This window comes from Rhizomicrobium electricum (assembly GCF_011762045.1).
In the GTDB taxonomy this organism is placed as follows: domain Bacteria; phylum Pseudomonadota; class Alphaproteobacteria; order Micropepsales; family Micropepsaceae; genus Rhizomicrobium; species Rhizomicrobium electricum.
The window spans coordinates 337,514-355,340 of record NZ_JAASQS010000007.1; the positions used below are offsets into that span (position 1 = coordinate 337,514).

Here is a 17,827-nt window from a genome sequence, read left to right on the forward strand (position 1 = left end):
GGGACCTTTTGTTAATTGGTCCGAATCATCGGTAGGTGAACAAGGGGGGGGCAACGTGCCAAACGGGGGCAACGAGGCCACAGCGCGGATAAAGATCAACAAGCTGCTTCAGGAGGCTGGTTGGCGCTTTTTCGCGGATGAAAGCGGCCCCGCCAACATCTGTCTGGAAGCGCACACCAAGATCACGACGAATGATCTGGACGCGTTAGGTGCGAATTTCGAAAAAACCGCGAACGGCTTCATCGATTTCCTTCTACTCGATCAAAGGGGCTTTCCCTTCTTGGTCCTAGAGGCCAAGGCTGAGGACAAGAACCCGCTGGTCGGCAAGGAGCAGGCCCGCAAGTACGCGCGAGCCCAAAACTGCCGGTTCGTGATCCTGTCGAACGGAAACTTGCACTACTTCTGGGATTTGGACCGCGGCAATCCGTACGTCGTGACCTCGTTCCCTAACCCGATATCGGTCGCCGGTTATCAGAAGGTCACTCCCGATCCGCAGCGGCTCATCGACGAAGCGATCAACGACGATTACATCGTTCTAACGCAACGCCCCAACTATGCGTCAGAAGCTGGCTGGAGAAATGAAGCCGAGCGTCATGCCTATGTTCAGGCGAATAAGCTCCGATTTTTGCGTCCCTACCAATTGAATGCCGTGCATGCATTGCAGCGGGCGGCTAAGGAAGACAAAGATCGCTTTCTGTTTGAAATGGCCACTGGAACCGGCAAGACCCTGACCGCGGCCGCCATTATCAAGCTATTCTTGCGGACCGGAAATGCCCGGCGCGTGCTCTTTCTGGTTGACCGGCTTGAGTTGGAAGACCAAGCCAAGAAAGCGTTCGCCGCGTTATTGTCTACAGACTTTCATACCGTCATATACAAGGAAAACCGTGACGATTGGCGGCGGGCCGAAATCGTGGTGACCACGGTGCAGTCGCTTCTTTTCAACAACAAGTACCAGCGCAAATTTTCCCCGACCGACTTCGACCTCGTCATTTCAGACGAAGCGCATCGCTCGATAGGTGGCAACGCCCGTGCCGTGTTCGACTATTTTGTCGGATATAAGCTCGGACTGACCGCAACCCCAAGAGACTATCTCAAGAACTTCAAGAAGGGCTGCCCGGCGACAAGCGATCCTCGTGAGGCAGAGCGGAGGCTCTTGCTAGATACCTATCGCACCTTTGGCTGCGAAAGCGGGCAGCCGACGTTTCGGTATTCCCTGCTTGACGGCGTGAAGGACGGCTATCTGGTCAATCCTATGGTGGTCGATGCGCGTACGGAGATAACCACAGCCTTGCTGTCGGAGCAGGGCTTCGTTGTTACGTTCACCGATGATGAAGGCGAAGACCAGCAACAAGCATTCAAGCAGCGCGAATTCGAAAAGCGGTTCTTCTCCGAAAAGACCAACCAGCTATTCTGCAAGACGTTTCTGGAAAACGCCTTGCGCGATCCGATAAGCCGCGAAGTTGGAAAGTCGATCATTTTCGCCGTCAGTCAGAACCACGCGGCAAAGCTGGCGCAAATTCTCAACCAAATGGCTGACCGAATGTTTCCCGGAAAATACCAATCCGATTTTGCCGTGCAGGTTACATCGCAGATTACGGACGCGCAGCAATTCACCATCAATTTCGCCAACAACAACTTGCTCGGCAGCGGCAACTTCATTCCGAAATACAAGACGAGCAAAGCGCGTGTTTGTGTCACCGTTGGTATGATGACAACGGGATACGATTGCACAGACATTTTGAACATCGGCTTGCTCCGCCCGATCTTCTCACCGACCGATTTCATCCAAATCAAAGGGCGCGGCACGCGCAGGCATGATTTCTTTGAACAAGTTTTCGATGAAGATTTGAAGGCCGGTGTCACCGACCATCAAAAGCGTACGTTCAAGCTCTTCGACTATTTTGCAAACTGTGAGTACTTTGAAGAGGAATACGATTACGACCAGGTTCTTATACTGCCTCGCGTTAGCCTGGGCGATGACGATGGCGCTGGTGGCGGGATGCGGGAACCGACCAGAACCTATGAGCACTTGGGTGCCGATGTCCTTGCGACCATTCAAGAAGAGGCCATCGGCCTTGAAGGTATGCGTGTTGACCGGATGTTCTTCGATAGGTTCGAGGATGTCGTGCGCAAGAATGACGCCATCGCCAAGGCGGTTGAAGATGGTCATTGGGATCGTGTGATCGATTATGTCAACCGGGAAGTCTTCAACAAGCCCGAAGAGTATTATACGCTCGACAAGCTTCGCCGCGCTGCTGCCGTAGACCGACGAATTACCTTGCGGGAAATTCTCGAAAAGATCTTTGGCTTAATCCCGAAGTTCAAATCGAAGGACGAATTGCTCGAAGAGGAGTTCTCGAAGTTTGTCGCCGATGCCAAGCCGACCGACGCCGCGTCGCTTCCCGCCATCAAGAACTATTTCAAGGCATATGCCACATCTGACCGCCTGCGGCATATCATCGAAACTCGGCAGTACACCGATCTGAACACCAATCCGGTTTTCAATAGCCGCGACTTCCGCGCGGTCCCAGAAAAGTACCGCACCCTGATCCCTGCCTATATCAAGGACTACGTGTCCCTGAACCAGTTCCTGGCTTAGAAAGTCACCATGCTCGATTCTGAAACCAAGCGCCGCATCGATACCGCACGCGACATCCTTGTCGGCAAAGTGCCGGACCCCAAAAGCCAGGTCGAACAAATCACTATCGCCATGATCTATAAATTCATGGACGATATGGATGCGGAGAGCGAAGAGTTTGGCGGGAAGCGCAAGTTCTTCTCGGGTGAATATGCACGTTATGGTTGGGCCAAGCTCATGCGTTCCGGTCTGGGCGGGCATGAAACTTTGAACCTCTATGCCGAGGCCATCGGCAAAATGCCGGAAAATCCCGGCGTACCGCCATTGTTCCGGGACATCTTCAAGAACGCCTATTTGCCCTATCGTGATCCCGAGACCTTACGCGAATTTCTCAAGATCATCGACGAATTTACCTACGATCATTCCGAGCGTTTGGGCGATGCTTTTGAATACCTGCTTTCGGTGTTGGGTTCGCAAGGCGATGCGGGCCAGTTTCGTACCCCGCGCCATATCATCGACTTCATGGTCGAAATTGTTGATCCAAAAAAAACAGAAACGGTGCTCGATCCCGCCTGCGGTACGGCGGGCTTTCTGATTTCTTCCTATAAGCACATCTTTAAGGCGAGTATGGGCGCCGATGGCCAGAGCACCTTGACGCCGGATGATAAGGGGATGTTGGCAAAAAATTTCACCGGTTACGACATCTCGCCCGATATGGTGCGCCTGTCGCTCGTGAATCTCTACCTGCACGGTTTTACCGATCCGCATATCTACGAATATGACACGCTGACCAGTCAGGAACGCTGGAACCAATATGCCGACGTGATTTTGGCCAATCCGCCTTTCATGTCGCCTAAGGGCGGGATCAAACCGCATAACCGCTTTTCGGTACAATCGAAGCGCAGCGAAGTGCTGTTTGTAAACTATATGGCCGAGCACTTAACGCCGAGTGGGCGCGCAGGAATCATCGTACCCGAAGGCATCATTTTTCAAGGCCAAAGTGCTTACGTTCAGTTGCGCAAGATGCTGGTGGAAGAATATCTCGTCGCCGTCATCTCGCTGCCCGCTGGCGTGTTCAATCCCTATTCTGGTGTCAAGACTTCCATCCTGATTTTCGACAAGACATTGGCGAAACTAGCCGATACGATTGCATTTTTCAGGGCTGAAAATGACGGTTTCAGCCTTGGCGCCCAGCGGCGATCCATCGAAAAAAATGACCTGCCACAAGTGAGCGGTGAGCTTAGGGAGTATCTTCGCCGTTTGCGCGCACGCGAAACGTTGGACGATTTTCATCCAATCGCGGGCTTCGTCGTTGCGAAGGAAAAAGTGGCGGCGAATGGCGAATTCAACTTGGGAGGCGAGCGGTATCGGGAAGGGAATAATGTAGCGGCGAAGAGATGGCCTTTGGTCGAGTTGGGAAAAATCGCCCGACTGATAAACGGACGCGCCTACAAACAAGAAGAACTGCTATCGGAAGGCCCAACCCCGGTCCTTCGGGTTGGAAACTTTTTCTCTAATCGCGGCTGGTATTACTCTGATCTAAATCTGGAAGACGAAAAATATTGCGATGAGGGAGACCTACTTTATGCATGGTCCGCATCGTTTGGTCCGCGCATCTGGCAAGGACCGCGAGCAATATATCACTACCACATTTGGAAGATTGAGGTGACGGCGGCAGTTGACAAGATGTTCTTGTTTCATCTCCTTGCCGCTGATTCCGAAAATATCAAGTCTGAGGGCAATGGCATCGCAATGGTCCATGCGACCAAGAGCGGAATGGAACGGCGTAAGTTTCCTCTCCCCCCACTGGAGGTGCAGAAAGAAATTGTAGCGGAGATTGAGGGCTACCAGAAGGTCATCGACGGCGCCCGAGCCGTTCTCGACAACTACCATCCTTGCATTCCGGTAGATCCTGAGTGGCCGCAGGTGCCAATAGGTGAGATTTGCGCGATGGGTGGCAAGATAACTACCGACGTCGACTTGTCGAAACCATATTTCGGGGCGGATAGCTTTGAAGCAAATACAGGTCGATTGCTGAAATCTGAGAGTGCCGCGACCCAGCGGGTGAATGGCCCAGTATATGAGTTCAGTGGAAAGCGGCTACTCTACAGCAAAATACGACCATACCTGAACAAACTAACGGTTATCGAGGCGGACGCTTATTGCAGTTCTGATATGTATCCGCTTGCCGTTGACGAAAATAGGGCGGATCTCACTTTCATTGCTACGACTCTTCTATCTGACCGTTTTCAGCAGTCGATCCGTGGATTTTACGAGCGCGCAAGCATCCCGAAGATAAATCGAGAGCAACTATTTGGAACAGTGATAGCTCTACCGCCACTTAATATTCAGCAAGCCATCGTTGCCGAAATCAAAGCCGAGCAAGACCTCGTCAACGCGAACCGCGAACTTGTCACCCGCTTTGAGAAGAAGATTCAAGTCACTCTTGCGCGAGTTTGGGGCGATGCCGCTCCCTCGCTGGATGGAGCGTGAGTGATGGACGAGGCGCTAGAGCTAGAAAACTACCTGCCTATTTCCTATCGAACCAGCAGCGAGGAAGAATACGTTTCCTTTCTCTGGGACGCGTTCAGCACCAATTACACCCACGGCAAATACCAGTTTGCCTTTCTCGCCTATCACATGATCACGATGAGCTTCGTCTATTTCAACGTCTGGCAAATCAAGCAGGCTCAGCCCAACAGTTTTGCATACGGAGCTATCGGTTTTAGCAAAGATATTGAAAAAGGCCTGCTGATGGCAACGTCGCCATTTGATTTTAGCGCGGTGAATGAAAGCAGCATCCTGCGCTTTTTGAAGTTGATTTCCTGCGATAACGACAAAATCGGCAACTACACCAGGCTTGTGAAGGATCGTAACGATTCCGCGCACTCCAATGGGCATATCTATTTCAATAGCTTGGACGCGCTAGATGCTAAGATCGCCCAAATTTTGCGTGCGGTCGAAGAGATACAGAGTCATTCAAAATCGGTGATTGAGCACATCTATCTCGACTTCCTCCGCCACTCCTGCGATCCCGAAGACCGCGAGAACGTTGATGCTGGCGATCAAATTCGGGAAGTGCTGGTCCACGGCAACTACCTCTCGCGCAAGGACATCGAAATATGCGCCTCGTGCAACCTTGATAGCCTGCGCACCCATGAACGCTTTGCAGATGTAGAGGCCATGCACAACGATCTACGCGCTTATTGCGAAAGGCTGGAGTAGGCTGGAGGGTGCGCGCACCCTCGACAAGGTGGCGCGGCAACCTTGAGGCGCGCTGACTGCATGTTTAAAAATGGACTAGCTTTGCCCTTGCGCGAACGGTGTGATTGCGGCGGAGTTTTCGAGATAGTGAGTTGGATCGATGATCCAACGGTTCACCGCGGATTCATGCCAGCCGCGTCCGTGCATGCTGATAACCACTTGGGACGGGAATGTGCCGTCTTTCATTTTGCGGTAAATTGTCGAACGGCTGAGGCCTGTGCGTTGGAGGACGGTTCGCATCCGTAGGATTCGTTCGGGTTCTGGCATGTCGTAATCCCGTGGCTGTTTGGTTGGGCTCTCGTCCATATGATGTTGGTGATTGCCAATCTTCAAGAGGCCTCTATGCGTTCTGGCAGCGGATGCGTGCCTGTGTCGGTGATTGGCGGCATAAAGGTGGTATCGTCGTGTGTTGGTGTCTGGTTTTGAGAGCGCGGTCGGGCTGCTAATGCTTCCTCCGGCCACTCCCATATTTCTACCAAGTTGCGCCGTCGATCCGATCCCAAGCCCCTGTCCGTTTCCCGGGCCCGGTCAAGGCCTAAAGCCGCGTAGCGGTGACGCGAAGCATCAGCCTTGACGGGGTTTGGGAAACGGAGAACTCGGTAGGATCGGATTGACGGCAGTGCGTGTTCTTTCGGATCGCACTGGTGGGCGGGCAGCATCTGATTTGGTGCCGCACAATTTCGTGGTGTTTTACTCATAGGCTCCCGCCCGCAGCATCTTTCTTAGCTTCGGCCTCGCTGCGAAACGCACGACTTCCTCTTCGATGCCACAGCGCCATTATCTGCTCGCGATTTTCGCTTTGAAGGGTAAGCGCGAGTTCGAGGAATGCACCGTAAAGCGCTGTCCGATCGTCCTTTGTGAGTTCGACCAGCCCAGATTTGACCACGAGCCCGCCGAGTTCGATCAGGTGACGGGTTCGTTCGCGCCGCTTCACGACCCACACTCGCGTGTCAACTCTTGCCTGCTCCGCTTCGAGACGACGCAAAGAGGCTATCGCTCGTTTGAGCGCTTTCCGGTTGGCTTGTATCTGCGCTCTGAGCGGCTTTTGTTTTCCGAAAGAACTCTGTCCCCGCTTTCTTCCAGGCCTGCTTCTGCGCGGTGTCGACGGATTGAACCGTCGCAATCAACGCACCTGCCAGCGTTTCTACATCGAGAGCGTCGGCACCGGTCGCAACGATCAGGTCGCCGAGTTGTTTGCGCTTGTTCTCTTTGAGGGCCTTGGTCTTTTCGGTGAGGGTTTTGAGAGCGGCGTCAAAATCACGAGGTTTGCGCATGGTGGGCTCCGTCATTTCTTCCTGTGTGGATGATAACGTGAGCCCTTGGCGAATGCGCCCTTTGGCGTGAGACAGTCTGGTACCAAGCGATCCCTCACGGGATTTTTTCTCGTGAGGGCGCGCTTATACGTCGTGCCGACGTGCGCTTCGAAGCGTATCTGAGTGGCTATGGCGATCTACCACTTCTCGGCCAAAGTCATCAGTCGCGCCAACGGATCGAGTGCGCTGGCCTCGGCTGCCTATCGCTCCGCGGGTCGGCTCTATGATGAGCGCCTGGATCGCCATCACGATTTTACGGCTAAGAGTGGCGTCGTTCATTCCGAAGTATTGACGCCCGAGAATGTGCCCGACGAGTTCCATAATCGCGAACAACTCTGGAATGCGGTTGAATCCGGCGAGAAGCGGCGTGATGCCCAGCTTGCCCGCGAGATCGAGTTCGCCATTCCGCGTGAGCTTGATCGCTCTCAGGGCATCGAACTCGCACGGGACTTTGTCCGGGAGGAGTTTGTCTCGCGCGGCATGATCGCCGACCTCAATGTGCATTGGGATATCGGCGCTGACGGTCAGGCCAAACCGCACGCCCATGTCATGTTGACCATGCGCAGCGTCGACGAGGCCGGGTTCGGCGCCAAGGTGCGCGAATGGAACCGCAACGAACTGTTGGAGCATTGGCGCGAGGCCTGGGGCACCCATGTCAATCAGCGCTTGCGGGAACTCGGGATAGACGCTCGGATCGATCACCGTTCCTTCGAAGATCAAGGCATTGACCTTGAGCCCCAGCACAAGATCGGCCCGGCCGCGGCGCGGATGGCCGGAGACGGGCTGCAATCGGAGCGGCTGGACGATCACCGACAGATTGCCCGGGAGAATGGCGAGAAGATCATCGCCAATCCATCCATTGCTTTGGATGCCATTACCCATGGACAGGCAACCTTCACCCGGCGGGATTTGGCGATGTTTGCCCATCGCCATTCCGACGGGCTGGAGCAGTTCAATGGTGTGATGGCGGCGGTGGAAGCCTCGCCGGAATTAGTGCGTCTTGGGAGAGACGGCCACGGTGAAGACCGCTTCACCAGCCGGGATATGGTTCGGATCGAAGAGCGCCTTCACCGCTCGGCCGATTGCCTAGTTGGGAGAGAGCACCATCAAGTCTCGGAGTATGCCCAGCATCGGGCTTTGGCGTCCGCGGAAAAGCGCGGTTTGGTGCTATCTGGCGAGCAGCGCCGAGCCCTGCTCCATATTACGGACGGGCGAGACCTGGGTCTGGTCATCGGCTACGCCGGAACCGGCAAATCGGCCATGCTGAGTGTGGCCAAAGAGGCTTGGGAGCATGCCGGGTTCGAAGTTCGCGGCATCGCGCTCTCCGGCATTGCCGCCGAGAACCTGGAGGCCGGTTCCGGCATAGCCTCCCGCACCATTGCCAGTCTGGAGCACCAATGGGCGCAAGGCCGAGAGATTCTGGACCGCAATCATGTGCTGGTGATCGATGAAGTCGGCATGGTTGGCTCGCGGCAATTGGAGCGGGTTCTTTCCGAGGCCGAGCGTCGGGGCGCCAAAGTGGTTCTGGTTGGCGACCCCGAGCAGCTCCAGGCGATTGAGGCCGGTGCCGCCTTCCGGTCTCTCAGCGAGCGCCACCCTCATGTCGAGATCACCGAAATCCGCCGCCAGCGCGAAGCTTGGCAGCGCGATGCCACTCGGCATTTGGCGACGGGACGGACCGTCGAAGCCCTTGACGCTTACCGGGGCCACGACATGGTTCATGTCGAGCCAACCCGCGACCAGGCACGATCCAAACTCGTCGAAACCTGGGATCGGGACCGGCAAGCCTCTCCCGACAAATCCCGCATCATCCTCACCCATACCAATGAGGAGGTGCAGAGCCTCAATCAGCTAGCGCGGGAGAGGCTCCGGGAAGCGGGAGATTTGGGTGAAGATGTTGCCGTCACGGTCGAGCGCGGCAAGCGAGACTTTGCCGCCGGCGACCGGGTGATGATGCTCAAGAATGAGCGCAGCCTTGGCATCAAAAACGGCACGCTTGCCACCGTCGAACGGGTCACCTCGTCCCATATGGATATCCGCCTGGATGATGGGCGGCAGGTCGGGTTTGACTTCAAAGATTACAACCAGCTCGACCACGGCTATGCCGCCACCATCCACAAGGCCCAAGGCGTCACGGTGGACCGGGTGCATGTGCTGGCAACGCCAGGCCTGGACCGTCACGCCTCTTATGTGGCCCTGTCGCGCCATCGCGAGCGGGTGGACCTGCATTTTGGCCGCAACGACTTTGCCGACGACGGCAAACTTGCCCGTACTCTGTCGCGCGAACGGGCCAAGGATATGGCGAGCGACTACGGCAGGGATGCGCAAGCCCAAGTTCGCGAAATTAGCCGCGACCAGTCGCGCGATAGCTCTGCCGCGGATCAGTACCGCCATCAGGTAACGCCGGGACAAAATCGGACGCTCGACGCCGGACAGCAGCCCGCCGAAATCAAGCGCGGGATGTTCGCGACCTTCCGGCCGCAAATGCCGTCGCCTGATCGGGGAATAGACCAGCATCGTGCCCCAGAACGCGCGGCTATTCCCAAACTGCCGGTCGATGCGCCCGAACGGGCCGCCGAGCGTGATGCCGCCATTGGTCAATATGGCCGCGCGCGGACCAATATTGACCACATGCGTGACCGGCAATTGCCGGTGCTGCCGGAACAGGAACGCGCTCTGGAAAATGCGCGAAGCCGCCTCGATGCGGTACGGCCCAAGCTGGCGGCGGATATGGAAAGTGCGATCGCCCATAATCCTTCGCTGCTCTCCGATGCCGCCAAGGGGCAGACAAACCGGATCATCCGAGCCCTTCAGGCTGAGGCCGAGATTCGCACCAATCCGGCCCTGCGCGCCGATCGGTTTGTCGCCGAATGGCAAGGGCTGTCGAAAGCGCACAATCGGCTGGAACGGGCTTACGACTTCGACGGCGCCAACGCTGTGCGCGCCAACATGGCCGGGATGGCGAAATCCCTGGAGCGCGACCCGCAAGTCGAATCGATCCTGCGCAACCGGAAGATCGAATTGGGTCTTGGGGCACGGGAAGGACCGAGCGTCGGCGCCGAGCTGATGGACCACTTAGGCCGTGGCCGTAATCGGGGGCTTGGTTTGTGACCATGATCTGGAGATGACCATGACAGATGGACCCGACGTTTTGTCCAACGCAGTGACGCAAACACCGATCACCCAAGAGCCGCAGGCTGCCCCCACCGATGATCCCGCGGCAGCGGCGTTCGAGGAGTTACGGAGAGAGGTGGCGATGGTTCATCGCGCCATGGGCGGCCTTGCTGCCGAGCGCAGCAACATCCCCGATTACAGCGAAACACTGGGACAGATTTTGCAAGCCTGCGCGGCGGCGGCGCGCAAGTTCAAAGAACTCAAAGAGCTGCCAGCACTGCACCTGACGCCGGAGAGCATCGGTCGGCAAATTGACGATGCTGCGGAAGCTGCCCGGCGCTCCAATCAATTTATGCTGAATGATGCGAGCGCTGCGCTACAGAAGACCACACGGGACCTGAACGCACATCTGCGATCGGCGCGCAGCGCGAAATCGCAGCGCATTTGGCTCGCCGCCACAGGCACAGTGTGTCTCGTCGTCGGTATGATCCTTGGGGCTGTTGTTGTGTGGCCCGCGAACCGGTCCCCGCCGGTCGATCATCGATCGCCAGAAGCCAGGGCAGCAGCGCTACTCGGCATGGAACAGACCGCGGCCGGAGAACATCTGATCCAAGCCTCAGCGCCCGCGCTTTGGCAGGATATTGTTCTCGGCAATCGCATTGTGGCGGTCAATCGAGACACCCTTCGCAAATGCATAAAAGAGAGCAAGGTGCGAGCGGTGAAGTGCGTAATCCAGCTACCAAATCAGCGCCTCTGATAGGGAACCGGAACACTATGGGGAAACACAGGGCATTGCTGGCCTGTCGCGCCCGCCCAGGGAACTTGATAATTACGCAATACATTGTTTCCTTGATCATCTATGATCTACGGGCTGTATATCTTCGCTGTTGCGGGCCCCAACGTGGTGCCTGTCAAAGAAATTGGCAGGCTTAAGTCGCTGGCCGAAGTGGGCCAATCATTTGGAATCGAGGCATCCACATGATGATTGCCGTGATCGATGACGACGAGTTTGTGCGCGATTCGACTCGCCTATTGCTGGAGTCCTACGGTTTTGTCGTCGAATGTTTTGAAAGTGCCGAGCAGTTTTCGGCGGAAACTGCTACATCCTTCCACTGCCTGCTATTGGACCAGAATATGCCGGGTATGAGTGGGCTGGAGCTGATTGAGCTTCATCGTCAGCGCCAGCTGACCATTCCTGTTCTGCTTATCACCGGCCGCGGCAGTTCCCCCATTGCGGCTCGTGCCAAGGAACTGGGAGCGGTCTATTTGGAAAAGCCCCTACAGGAAGATGTTCTTGTCCGCGAAATAGAAAAAGCCGTGATGGCCGCGAAGCAGCCCTCGCCGTGGCGGTATCCGGCGTATTCGCTTTACCTCCGTGGGCGCGACGGCGCTGTTGTCGCGCGCCGTAGTTTGTCAGCTATCGATGATGACGAGGCGGCGACGCTTGCTGCAGTTCTCCACGAGGCCTCATCCGATATTGCGGGGCAATGCGAGCTTTGGTGCGGTGATCGCGAGATTGTCGTGCCGGCAAAAGTCTTGACCGCGGCACAAGTCAACGCGCGGCTTCAGAAGCTGGTGGTAGACCACGAGATTGCGCTCCGAGATAGTCGTTGGCACATTGCCCAAAGCCGGCGCCTTCTCGAGAAGATAGATGGGTGGGCCAACCACACGAACGGCATCTAGCTTTGTTCTCGAACCCCGCGATCACTGGGGTCCGTCAGGGCGCGCGTCAATAGCTGGATGAGGATGGCTTTGACCTGCTCTCGTGAGACGTTCTGGCGATCACTTTGCAGACGGCAGCTGTTGATGGCCCCGAGAACGGCTTGCCCCACAATGTTGGGCTCACATGCCGAAAGCTTGTCGCTATTGCCGCCATCCTCTCCGAGCATCAAGGCCCATTCCGTACTCCAAAGTTGCATTGCTGAGGAGGGATGCGTTCCTTCTGCATCGAATAGGACGTCATCGGCCATCACGGCATTAAGCAGGCCGGGATTCTGATCGGAAAAAGCGTAAATCGTCTCCAGTGTGTTGGCGATCGTTTGTTCGATGGTATCGCCACGGCTCACATGAATCCGCATGTAGCTGCAAAACTCCATGCGGGCATCATCAAGAAACGCGAGGAAGCAGTCACGTTTGTCCCTGTAGTGCAGATAGAAGGTCCCATGACCAAGGCCGGCTTCGCGTGCAATGTCCTGGGGGCGCGTTTCGTGATAGCCGCGGCTTAGGAAAAGCTTACGTCCGGCTGCTTTGATTTTGTTGAGAGAGCCGTTGCGCTGGTCCATAGCGCCCAGTTGAAAGCGTGCGGAAGCGTCCATCGCGTCCTCTCGCATATTGCAGGTAGCAACACACCCTCTACGCTAAATGGCATTAATACAATAACTGTTTCACAGACATACTATCGCAAGTCCCATTTTGTTCGCCGCTGGGGAATGTTGCGGTTCCTGTCCCAGCTTGTATAGGATTCATGTTCCAGTGTTGTGGAGGGTATCTATGCCAACCACCGGCAACCGACATTTGAACACTCGCAGGCTAGACGAAAGGCCGTTTCGGATCCGCTTCCTCGACGAATGCGGCAGCACGATTCTGCAATTCAGGATGCACGCGCCGGAAGCCGAAGCCGTCGGCATTGCTACTGTGCTGTATCAGGCCTGTTGCGATGTCTGTGCCGCAACGGAGGTCTGGCAGGGTCACTCTCCCGTGGCTTACACGAATCCTTACGGAGGACGGCCAAGCCGTGAAGAACTGAGTTCCGCGGCGCAACAGATTGTGTTGGACCGCGAAATGCTGCTTCGGGATAGTCGGACCTGTATTGCCGATAGTCGCCGCCTGCTGCGCGAGTTGCGCTTCTGGGCCACGGATATGACCCCGCAAACCTGAGAAGGTGGCCCAGACCGGCGAGCTACGTTTTTGCCCTGCCTCCTGGGGAAGAACGTGCTTGTTTATTGCTGTACAGTGAAGGAAAAGAACGCGCTCTACGAGCCCGAAGGGATTCGCGAATCGGGGAGCTGGTCGGGAGGGATGTATGACTGACGATGTAAAAAGGACCCAATCTTCGTCCCTGTTGGGTTTTCCCCTGGTGGGCATCGGGGCCTCCGCCGGTAGTGTCGGGGCGCTGCAGCACTTCTTCGATTCCCTGCCACCCAATCCTGGTGCCGCCTTCATCGTCATTGTGCACCTCGATCCGACGGTACGCAGCGAATTGCCGCAAATCCTGGCCGCCCGGACGACAATGCCTGTCAGGCAGGTGATCGGCACAGCGAGGTTGGAGAGGGACTGCGTCTATGTCATTCCACCCGACCGGCAACTGAAGATTTCGGATCACGAAATTACGGCAACCCCATTCGTGGAACCTCGAGGACAGCGTGCGCCTATCGATGCGTTCTTCCGCTCCCACGCGGAGCACGGCGGCGAAGGGTTTGCCGTGGTCCTGACCGGTTCGGGCTCCGATGGCGCACGGGGCGCAAAAGCGGTGAAGGCTGCCGGTGGCATCGTGCTGGTCCAGGATCCCACAGAAGCCGAATTCCCGTCTATGCCCCGCAGCGTGATCGAAACCGAGGCGGCGGACTTTGTCCTGCCGATCCGCGATCTTGCCAAACAATTGGCAGAACTTCTCAGTTTGAAACGGCAGGTCGTCACCCCCCATAGCAGCGATCAGGAGGAAAAGCTTCGCCGCATCCTGGCCCACTTACGGGTCAGGACGGGGCACGATTTCTCTCATTATAAACGGTCGACCGTGGTCCGGCGCATCACCCGACGCATGCAAGTCGCCCGCAAGGAAGCTTACGAGGATTATGTCGGCTATTTACGAGAGAGCACGGAGGAATCCCAGGCGCTCCTAGCCGATCTTTTGATCTCCGTGACGACGTTTTTTCGCGATCCGAAATCTTTCGATACTCTGGCACGGATCGCTATTCCGCGGCTGTTTGAGGGCCGCGAAGATGGCCATCCGATCCGCGTCTGGGTCCCGGGCTGCGCTACCGGCGAAGAGGCGTATTCGCTCGCCATTCTTCTTCTGGAAGAAGCGGCGCGTCATGAACTGAGGCCTGAGATTCAGTTGTTCGCGTCCGACATGGATACGCGTGCGCTGGTCTTTGCCCGGGACGGCTGTTACCCGCAGACTATCGAAGCTGATGTTAGCGAGGATCGGCTCCGGCGTTTCTTCACGCGTGACGGCGAGCAATACCGGGTCAAGCGCGATCTGCGCGATATCGTTCTGTTCGCCAATCATAGCCTGCTGCGCGATCCTCCGTTTTCGCGCCTTGACCTGATCTCCTGCCGCAATCTCCTGATCTATCTCGACCGAGAGCTTCAGCAACAAGTGCTGATGACCTTGCATTACGGTCTGACCCCGACCGGCTATCTGTTCCTCGGCTCATCGGAAGCTGCCGAACATCCGGACAATCTATTTTACCCGGTGGACCGCGAAATCCGGCTTTATCAATCGACCGGGCGGGTTTCGGACAAGCTCCCCAATTTGCCGCGCTTTTCGCCGGCGACCGTTGCGATCGAAGCCACGCCAGTGCTGTCGCTTTCGGGCCGCGCGACGCAAACAGCGCATCGCGAGGCGCTCGAAGCGTTCGCGCCGCCCAGCATTCTCGTCGACGACATGTTACACGCCCTGCACCTATCGGAGACGGCCGGACGTTACTTGATGCCGTCGGGCGGCCCGGTGACGACCGACGTGACCGATCTCGTCCGTCCCGAATTACGCTTTGAACTCAGAACGGCGCTACACCGCGTTTTCGAGCGCAATGAGCCAGTGCTCAGCCCGGCTACGATGGTGCGCTTCAATGGCGATACCAAGCGCGTCTACATTCATGTGAAACCGGCACAGAGTGCGGAGCAAGACGGCAAGCCGGGCCGCGCCGTTGTATTCTTCTTTGAAGGTCGCGCCGAGGTCGCCGATAAGTCCGATCGGGGGGCATCCGGCGACTCCGAAACAACGTCGGAAAATTTCCGCGAATTGAAGCAGGAACTGGAACTTACCCAAGCACGCCTGCGTACCACGCGCGAGGAATCCGAGGCTGCCAACGAGGAACTCAGAGCGGCGAACGAGGAACTGCAATCAATCAACGAGGAATACCGCTCCACCGCCGAGGAACTCGAGACCAGCAAGGAAGAACTGCAGTCGATCAATGAGGAGTTGCAGACCGTCAACTCAGAGCTAAAGCTGAAACTGGAGACGGTTTCGCGCGCCAACAGCGATTTGCAAAATCTTATGGCCGCGACAGACTTTGCCACGCTGTTCCTCGATGCCGGACTGCGCATCAAACGGTTCACGCCGCGCATCACTGAATTGTTCTCGATCACACCAAACGACATCGGCCGCCCGATCACCGATTTCACCCATCAACTCGATTACGAAGGGATTCCAAGCGATACCCGCGAGGTGCTCGACAATCTGGCTCCGATCGAGCGGGAAATCCGCAGCCGGAAGGGCGACTGGTACCTTGTGCGTTTTCGTCCTTACCGGACGGTGGACGACAAAATCGACGGTGTGGTTGCCACATTCATCAACGTCACCGAACGACGGCAGATGGAAGACGCCTTGCGCAAAAGCGAAGAACTCTTGAGGCAGGAGTCACGACTGGTGGAGCTATCCCGCGCTCCGATCTTCGTCTGGGAATTCGAGGGACAAATCCGGCAATGGAACCGCGGCAGCGAGGAGCTGTACGGCTATAGCAAGGAGGAAGCGCTCGGGCGAACGAAGTGGGAGCTCTTGAAAACCACAGTGCCGGGGGCAAGCTTTGAAGTCGTGCGTCAGGCCCTGCTCGAGCACGGAGTATGGCGCGGCGAGCTCAACCACGTTTCCAAGGATGGCCTCCAGCTGACAGTAGAAAGTCATATTGTGCTAATGGATGTCAACGGACAGCGCATCGTCCTCGAAAGTACCCGTGACATCACTCAGGCCAAGGCGCTGGATTCCAGTCAGCGCCTGTTACTGCGCGAACTGGCCCACCGCGTGAAGAACACGCTGACCGTGGTTCTGAGCATGGTTCAGCAGACCCAGCGGTCGACGGCAAGCCATGAGGAGTTTGTCCACGCGCTCAGCGGCCGGATCATTGCATTGGAGAATTCGCACAAGTCGCTCGTGAACGCCGAATGGACCGGTGCCGATCTCCTGGAATTGATCCAGGACCAGTTGGCAGCCTATGTCGAAAACAGCGATCGCCTGTTGCTTTCGGGACCAGCCGTGAAGTTGCCGCCCGATGTTGCCACGCCTCTGGGATTGATCTTGCACGAACTTGCGACCAATGCAGTCAAGTATGGAGCTTTGTCGGGCACGGCCGGTGACGTGACGCTGGATTGGGACGTGACGATAGGCAACAAAGGACCAGTGCTAACCGTTGTTTGGCAAGAGCGTGACGGTCCCGCGGTCACTAAATCGACCGAGGGCTTTGGGACGCGCCTTATCAAGGCCGGGATGCCTGGCGCCGTCGTCCGCCACGAATTCGCATCCGAAGGAGTTCGCTGCGTTATAGAAATTCCGTTGAAAGAATCGCTGGCGTCCTGAAACGCCGCCCGCGCGCGGGAGTTGGTAGGGTCCTCGCCGGAGTTGTTGCCCGAAAGGGCAATTAAGGTTCGCGTTCTTCCGGATGAATCCAATCGGTTTTGACCATCTGTCGAACGGCTTCTTCCAGTTTCTCTGCTTGCATTCCCGCTGCTTGCCATTGTGCGGCTGTCTCTGCGTTGCCTTGCGCCTCCTGTTTCGCGGCGAGACTTCGGGCCAGCGCCGCGCGTTCATTCAAACTGCGCTGTGCTGCCGCCAGATCGGCCGCGAGTTTTTCCAGTTGCGTTGCCGCTAGAACTTCCGCGCTCATCACGTGACCGATATGGCAGCGGAAGCGTGTCATCTTTCCGAGCTGCTCTTTGGCCATGGCGCCTCCGCATTCGGGACAGGTTTGGGCCGTTGGCGTGGTGATCTCAGCCATTTTCAGGTCTCCGGCGTTCTTTCTGCAGGAAGGTTTCGCCGCCATGTCTTTCAATAACTCTAGAAGCACGCCCGCCATTTCCGCAATTGGCAGGCGGTAATCGACATCCACATTCAGCAGCGCGCTTTCCGGCATGCTAGGCGCCTCCGCCTCCGAGGGCTCTTGGACGATCGCAATGCCGCCGCGGCGCTTGATTTCATAAAGTCCGGCGCTGCCGTCATTCAGGCGCCCGGTCAGCACGACGCCGATGGCGCTTGTACCGTAAGCTTCGGCTGCGGAGCGGAAGAGAGGATCAATGGCGGGGCGCGCCCAGTTCTCGCGCGGGCCATGCGTGAGTTCCAGGTAGCCGTCCACCACCAGCACATGGCGGTCCGGCGGCGCGATATAGACATGGCCGGCTTCGAGCGCTGCGCCATGTCGCGCATGGCTGGCGGGTAGTCCGCCGAGGTCGTTGAGGATAGACGGCAGCACACTTGGCCCACTGCCGACGTGGACAACCGCGATCACTGGCACCGGAAATCTTGCCGGCAGTGTGAAATCGCTTGCAATATTGACCCCCTGAGGGGTGATTTTCGCGTCCAAAACCGACCCCTCTGACCAATTGTGTCAGCGTCCTTCCGGCAGGC

The 17,827-nt window shown here is 56.9% G+C and carries 13 protein-coding genes and 1 pseudogene; 9 read left to right on the plus strand and 5 right to left on the minus strand.

What is annotated here, in order from left to right; genetic code table 11:
- Nucleotides 1–55: 55 nt before the first annotated feature.
- The 4 genes and pseudogenes from FHS84_RS23120 to FHS84_RS15590 all read left to right on the plus strand — a co-directional run.
- A pseudogene (locus tag FHS84_RS23120) lies at nt 56–364 on the plus strand (DEAD/DEAH box helicase family protein); the annotation flags it as partial.
- Between the two features lie 69 nt (nt 365–433).
- Nucleotides 434–2,599 carry a DEAD/DEAH box helicase family protein gene (locus FHS84_RS15580; protein WP_425061568.1) on the plus strand — a complete coding sequence of 722 codons (2,166 nt, stop codon included), beginning with the start codon at nt 434–436 and terminating at the stop codon, nt 2,597–2,599.
- 9 nt (nt 2,600–2,608) lie between these two features.
- On the plus strand, nt 2,609–5,071 hold the full coding sequence (locus FHS84_RS15585; RefSeq protein ID WP_166935971.1) for an N-6 DNA methylase: 2,463 nt from the start codon (nt 2,609–2,611) through the stop codon (nt 5,069–5,071).
- Nucleotides 5,072–5,074: 3 nt separating this feature from the next.
- Complete coding sequence (locus FHS84_RS15590) at nt 5,075–5,803, plus strand: hypothetical protein (RefSeq protein WP_166935973.1); 729 nt, start codon at nt 5,075–5,077, stop codon at nt 5,801–5,803.
- A gap of 75 nt (nt 5,804–5,878) precedes the next feature.
- On the opposite strand, the gene FHS84_RS23125 is transcribed toward FHS84_RS15590, so the two are convergent.
- The 3 genes from FHS84_RS23125 to FHS84_RS15605 all read right to left on the minus strand — a co-directional run bounded on the left by FHS84_RS23125 (nt 5,879) and on the right by FHS84_RS15605 (nt 7,116).
- Nucleotides 5,879–6,109, minus strand: coding sequence for a helix-turn-helix transcriptional regulator (locus FHS84_RS23125; RefSeq protein WP_166935975.1), 231 nt, complete (start codon nt 6,107–6,109; stop codon nt 5,879–5,881).
- 427 nt (nt 6,110–6,536) lie between these two features.
- Complete coding sequence (locus FHS84_RS15600) at nt 6,537–6,776, minus strand: conjugal transfer protein TraD (RefSeq protein WP_341801836.1); 240 nt, start codon at nt 6,774–6,776, stop codon at nt 6,537–6,539.
- A 16-nt stretch (nt 6,777–6,792) separates the two neighbouring features.
- Complete coding sequence (locus FHS84_RS15605; RefSeq protein WP_166935978.1) at nt 6,793–7,116, minus strand: conjugal transfer protein TraD; 324 nt, start codon at nt 7,114–7,116, stop codon at nt 6,793–6,795.
- 168 nt (nt 7,117–7,284) lie between these two features.
- Here FHS84_RS15605 and traA point away from each other — a divergent pair, with 168 nt between their 5' ends.
- The 3 genes from traA (at nt 7,285) to FHS84_RS15620 (ending at nt 11,952) form a co-directional block, all read left to right on the plus strand.
- Nucleotides 7,285–10,266 carry a Ti-type conjugative transfer relaxase TraA gene (gene traA / locus FHS84_RS15610; protein WP_166935980.1) on the plus strand — a complete coding sequence of 994 codons (2,982 nt, stop codon included), beginning with the start codon at nt 7,285–7,287 and terminating at the stop codon, nt 10,264–10,266.
- A 19-nt stretch (nt 10,267–10,285) separates the two neighbouring features.
- A complete protein-coding gene (locus FHS84_RS15615; protein WP_166935982.1) occupies nt 10,286–11,026 on the plus strand; it encodes a DUF6118 family protein in 741 nt (246 codons plus the stop codon).
- Between the two features lie 221 nt (nt 11,027–11,247).
- The gene (locus tag FHS84_RS15620) at nt 11,248–11,952 is read left to right on the plus strand and encodes a response regulator (protein WP_166935984.1); all 705 of its coding nucleotides are present in this window, start codon (nt 11,248–11,250) and stop codon (nt 11,950–11,952) included.
- Here the strand turns inward: FHS84_RS15620 and FHS84_RS15625 are convergent.
- Nucleotides 11,949–12,584, minus strand: a complete 636-nt coding sequence (locus tag FHS84_RS15625) for a TetR/AcrR family transcriptional regulator (protein WP_208393907.1) — start codon at nt 12,582–12,584, stop codon at nt 11,949–11,951. The two genes, FHS84_RS15620 and FHS84_RS15625, sit on opposite strands and share 4 nt — an antisense overlap.
- A gap of 175 nt (nt 12,585–12,759) precedes the next feature.
- Between FHS84_RS15625 and FHS84_RS15630 the strand changes: the two genes are divergently transcribed.
- Nucleotides 12,760–13,146, plus strand: coding sequence for a hypothetical protein (locus FHS84_RS15630; RefSeq protein WP_166935985.1), 387 nt, complete (start codon nt 12,760–12,762; stop codon nt 13,144–13,146).
- Nucleotides 13,147–13,291: 145 nt separating this feature from the next.
- Nucleotides 13,292–16,783 (plus strand): chemotaxis protein CheB, encoded by a 3,492-nt coding sequence (locus FHS84_RS15635; protein WP_166935987.1) that lies wholly within the window; start codon nt 13,292–13,294, stop codon nt 16,781–16,783.
- A 61-nt stretch (nt 16,784–16,844) separates the two neighbouring features.
- Here the strand turns inward: FHS84_RS15635 and FHS84_RS15640 are convergent, their stop codons facing one another.
- A complete protein-coding gene (locus FHS84_RS15640) occupies nt 16,845–17,783 on the minus strand; it encodes a chemotaxis protein CheB (protein ID WP_166935989.1) in 939 nt (312 codons plus the stop codon).
- Nucleotides 17,784–17,827: the final 44 nt, after the last annotated feature.

Excerpts from the sequence above, each read along its gene's own strand:
- FHS84_RS15585 (WP_166935971.1), top strand. The coding sequence starts at position 2,609 with ATGCTCGATTCTGAAACCAAGCGCCGCATCGATACCGCACGCGACATC.
- FHS84_RS15590 (WP_166935973.1), top strand. The coding sequence starts at position 5,075 with ATGGACGAGGCGCTAGAGCTAGAAAACTACCTGCCTATTTCCTATCGA.
- FHS84_RS23125 (WP_166935975.1), bottom strand. The coding sequence starts at position 6,109 with ATGCCAGAACCCGAACGAATCCTACGGATGCGAACCGTCCTCCAACGC.
- FHS84_RS15605 (WP_166935978.1), bottom strand. The coding sequence starts at position 7,116 with ATGCGCAAACCTCGTGATTTTGACGCCGCTCTCAAAACCCTCACCGAA.
- traA (WP_166935980.1), top strand. The coding sequence starts at position 7,285 with ATGGCGATCTACCACTTCTCGGCCAAAGTCATCAGTCGCGCCAACGGA.
- FHS84_RS15615 (WP_166935982.1), top strand. The coding sequence starts at position 10,286 with ATGACAGATGGACCCGACGTTTTGTCCAACGCAGTGACGCAAACACCG.
- FHS84_RS15620 (WP_166935984.1), top strand. The coding sequence starts at position 11,248 with ATGATGATTGCCGTGATCGATGACGACGAGTTTGTGCGCGATTCGACT.
- FHS84_RS15625 (WP_208393907.1), bottom strand. The coding sequence starts at position 12,584 with ATGGACGCTTCCGCACGCTTTCAACTGGGCGCTATGGACCAGCGCAAC.
- FHS84_RS15630 (WP_166935985.1), top strand. The coding sequence starts at position 12,760 with ATGCCAACCACCGGCAACCGACATTTGAACACTCGCAGGCTAGACGAA.
- FHS84_RS15635 (WP_166935987.1), top strand. The coding sequence starts at position 13,292 with ATGACTGACGATGTAAAAAGGACCCAATCTTCGTCCCTGTTGGGTTTT.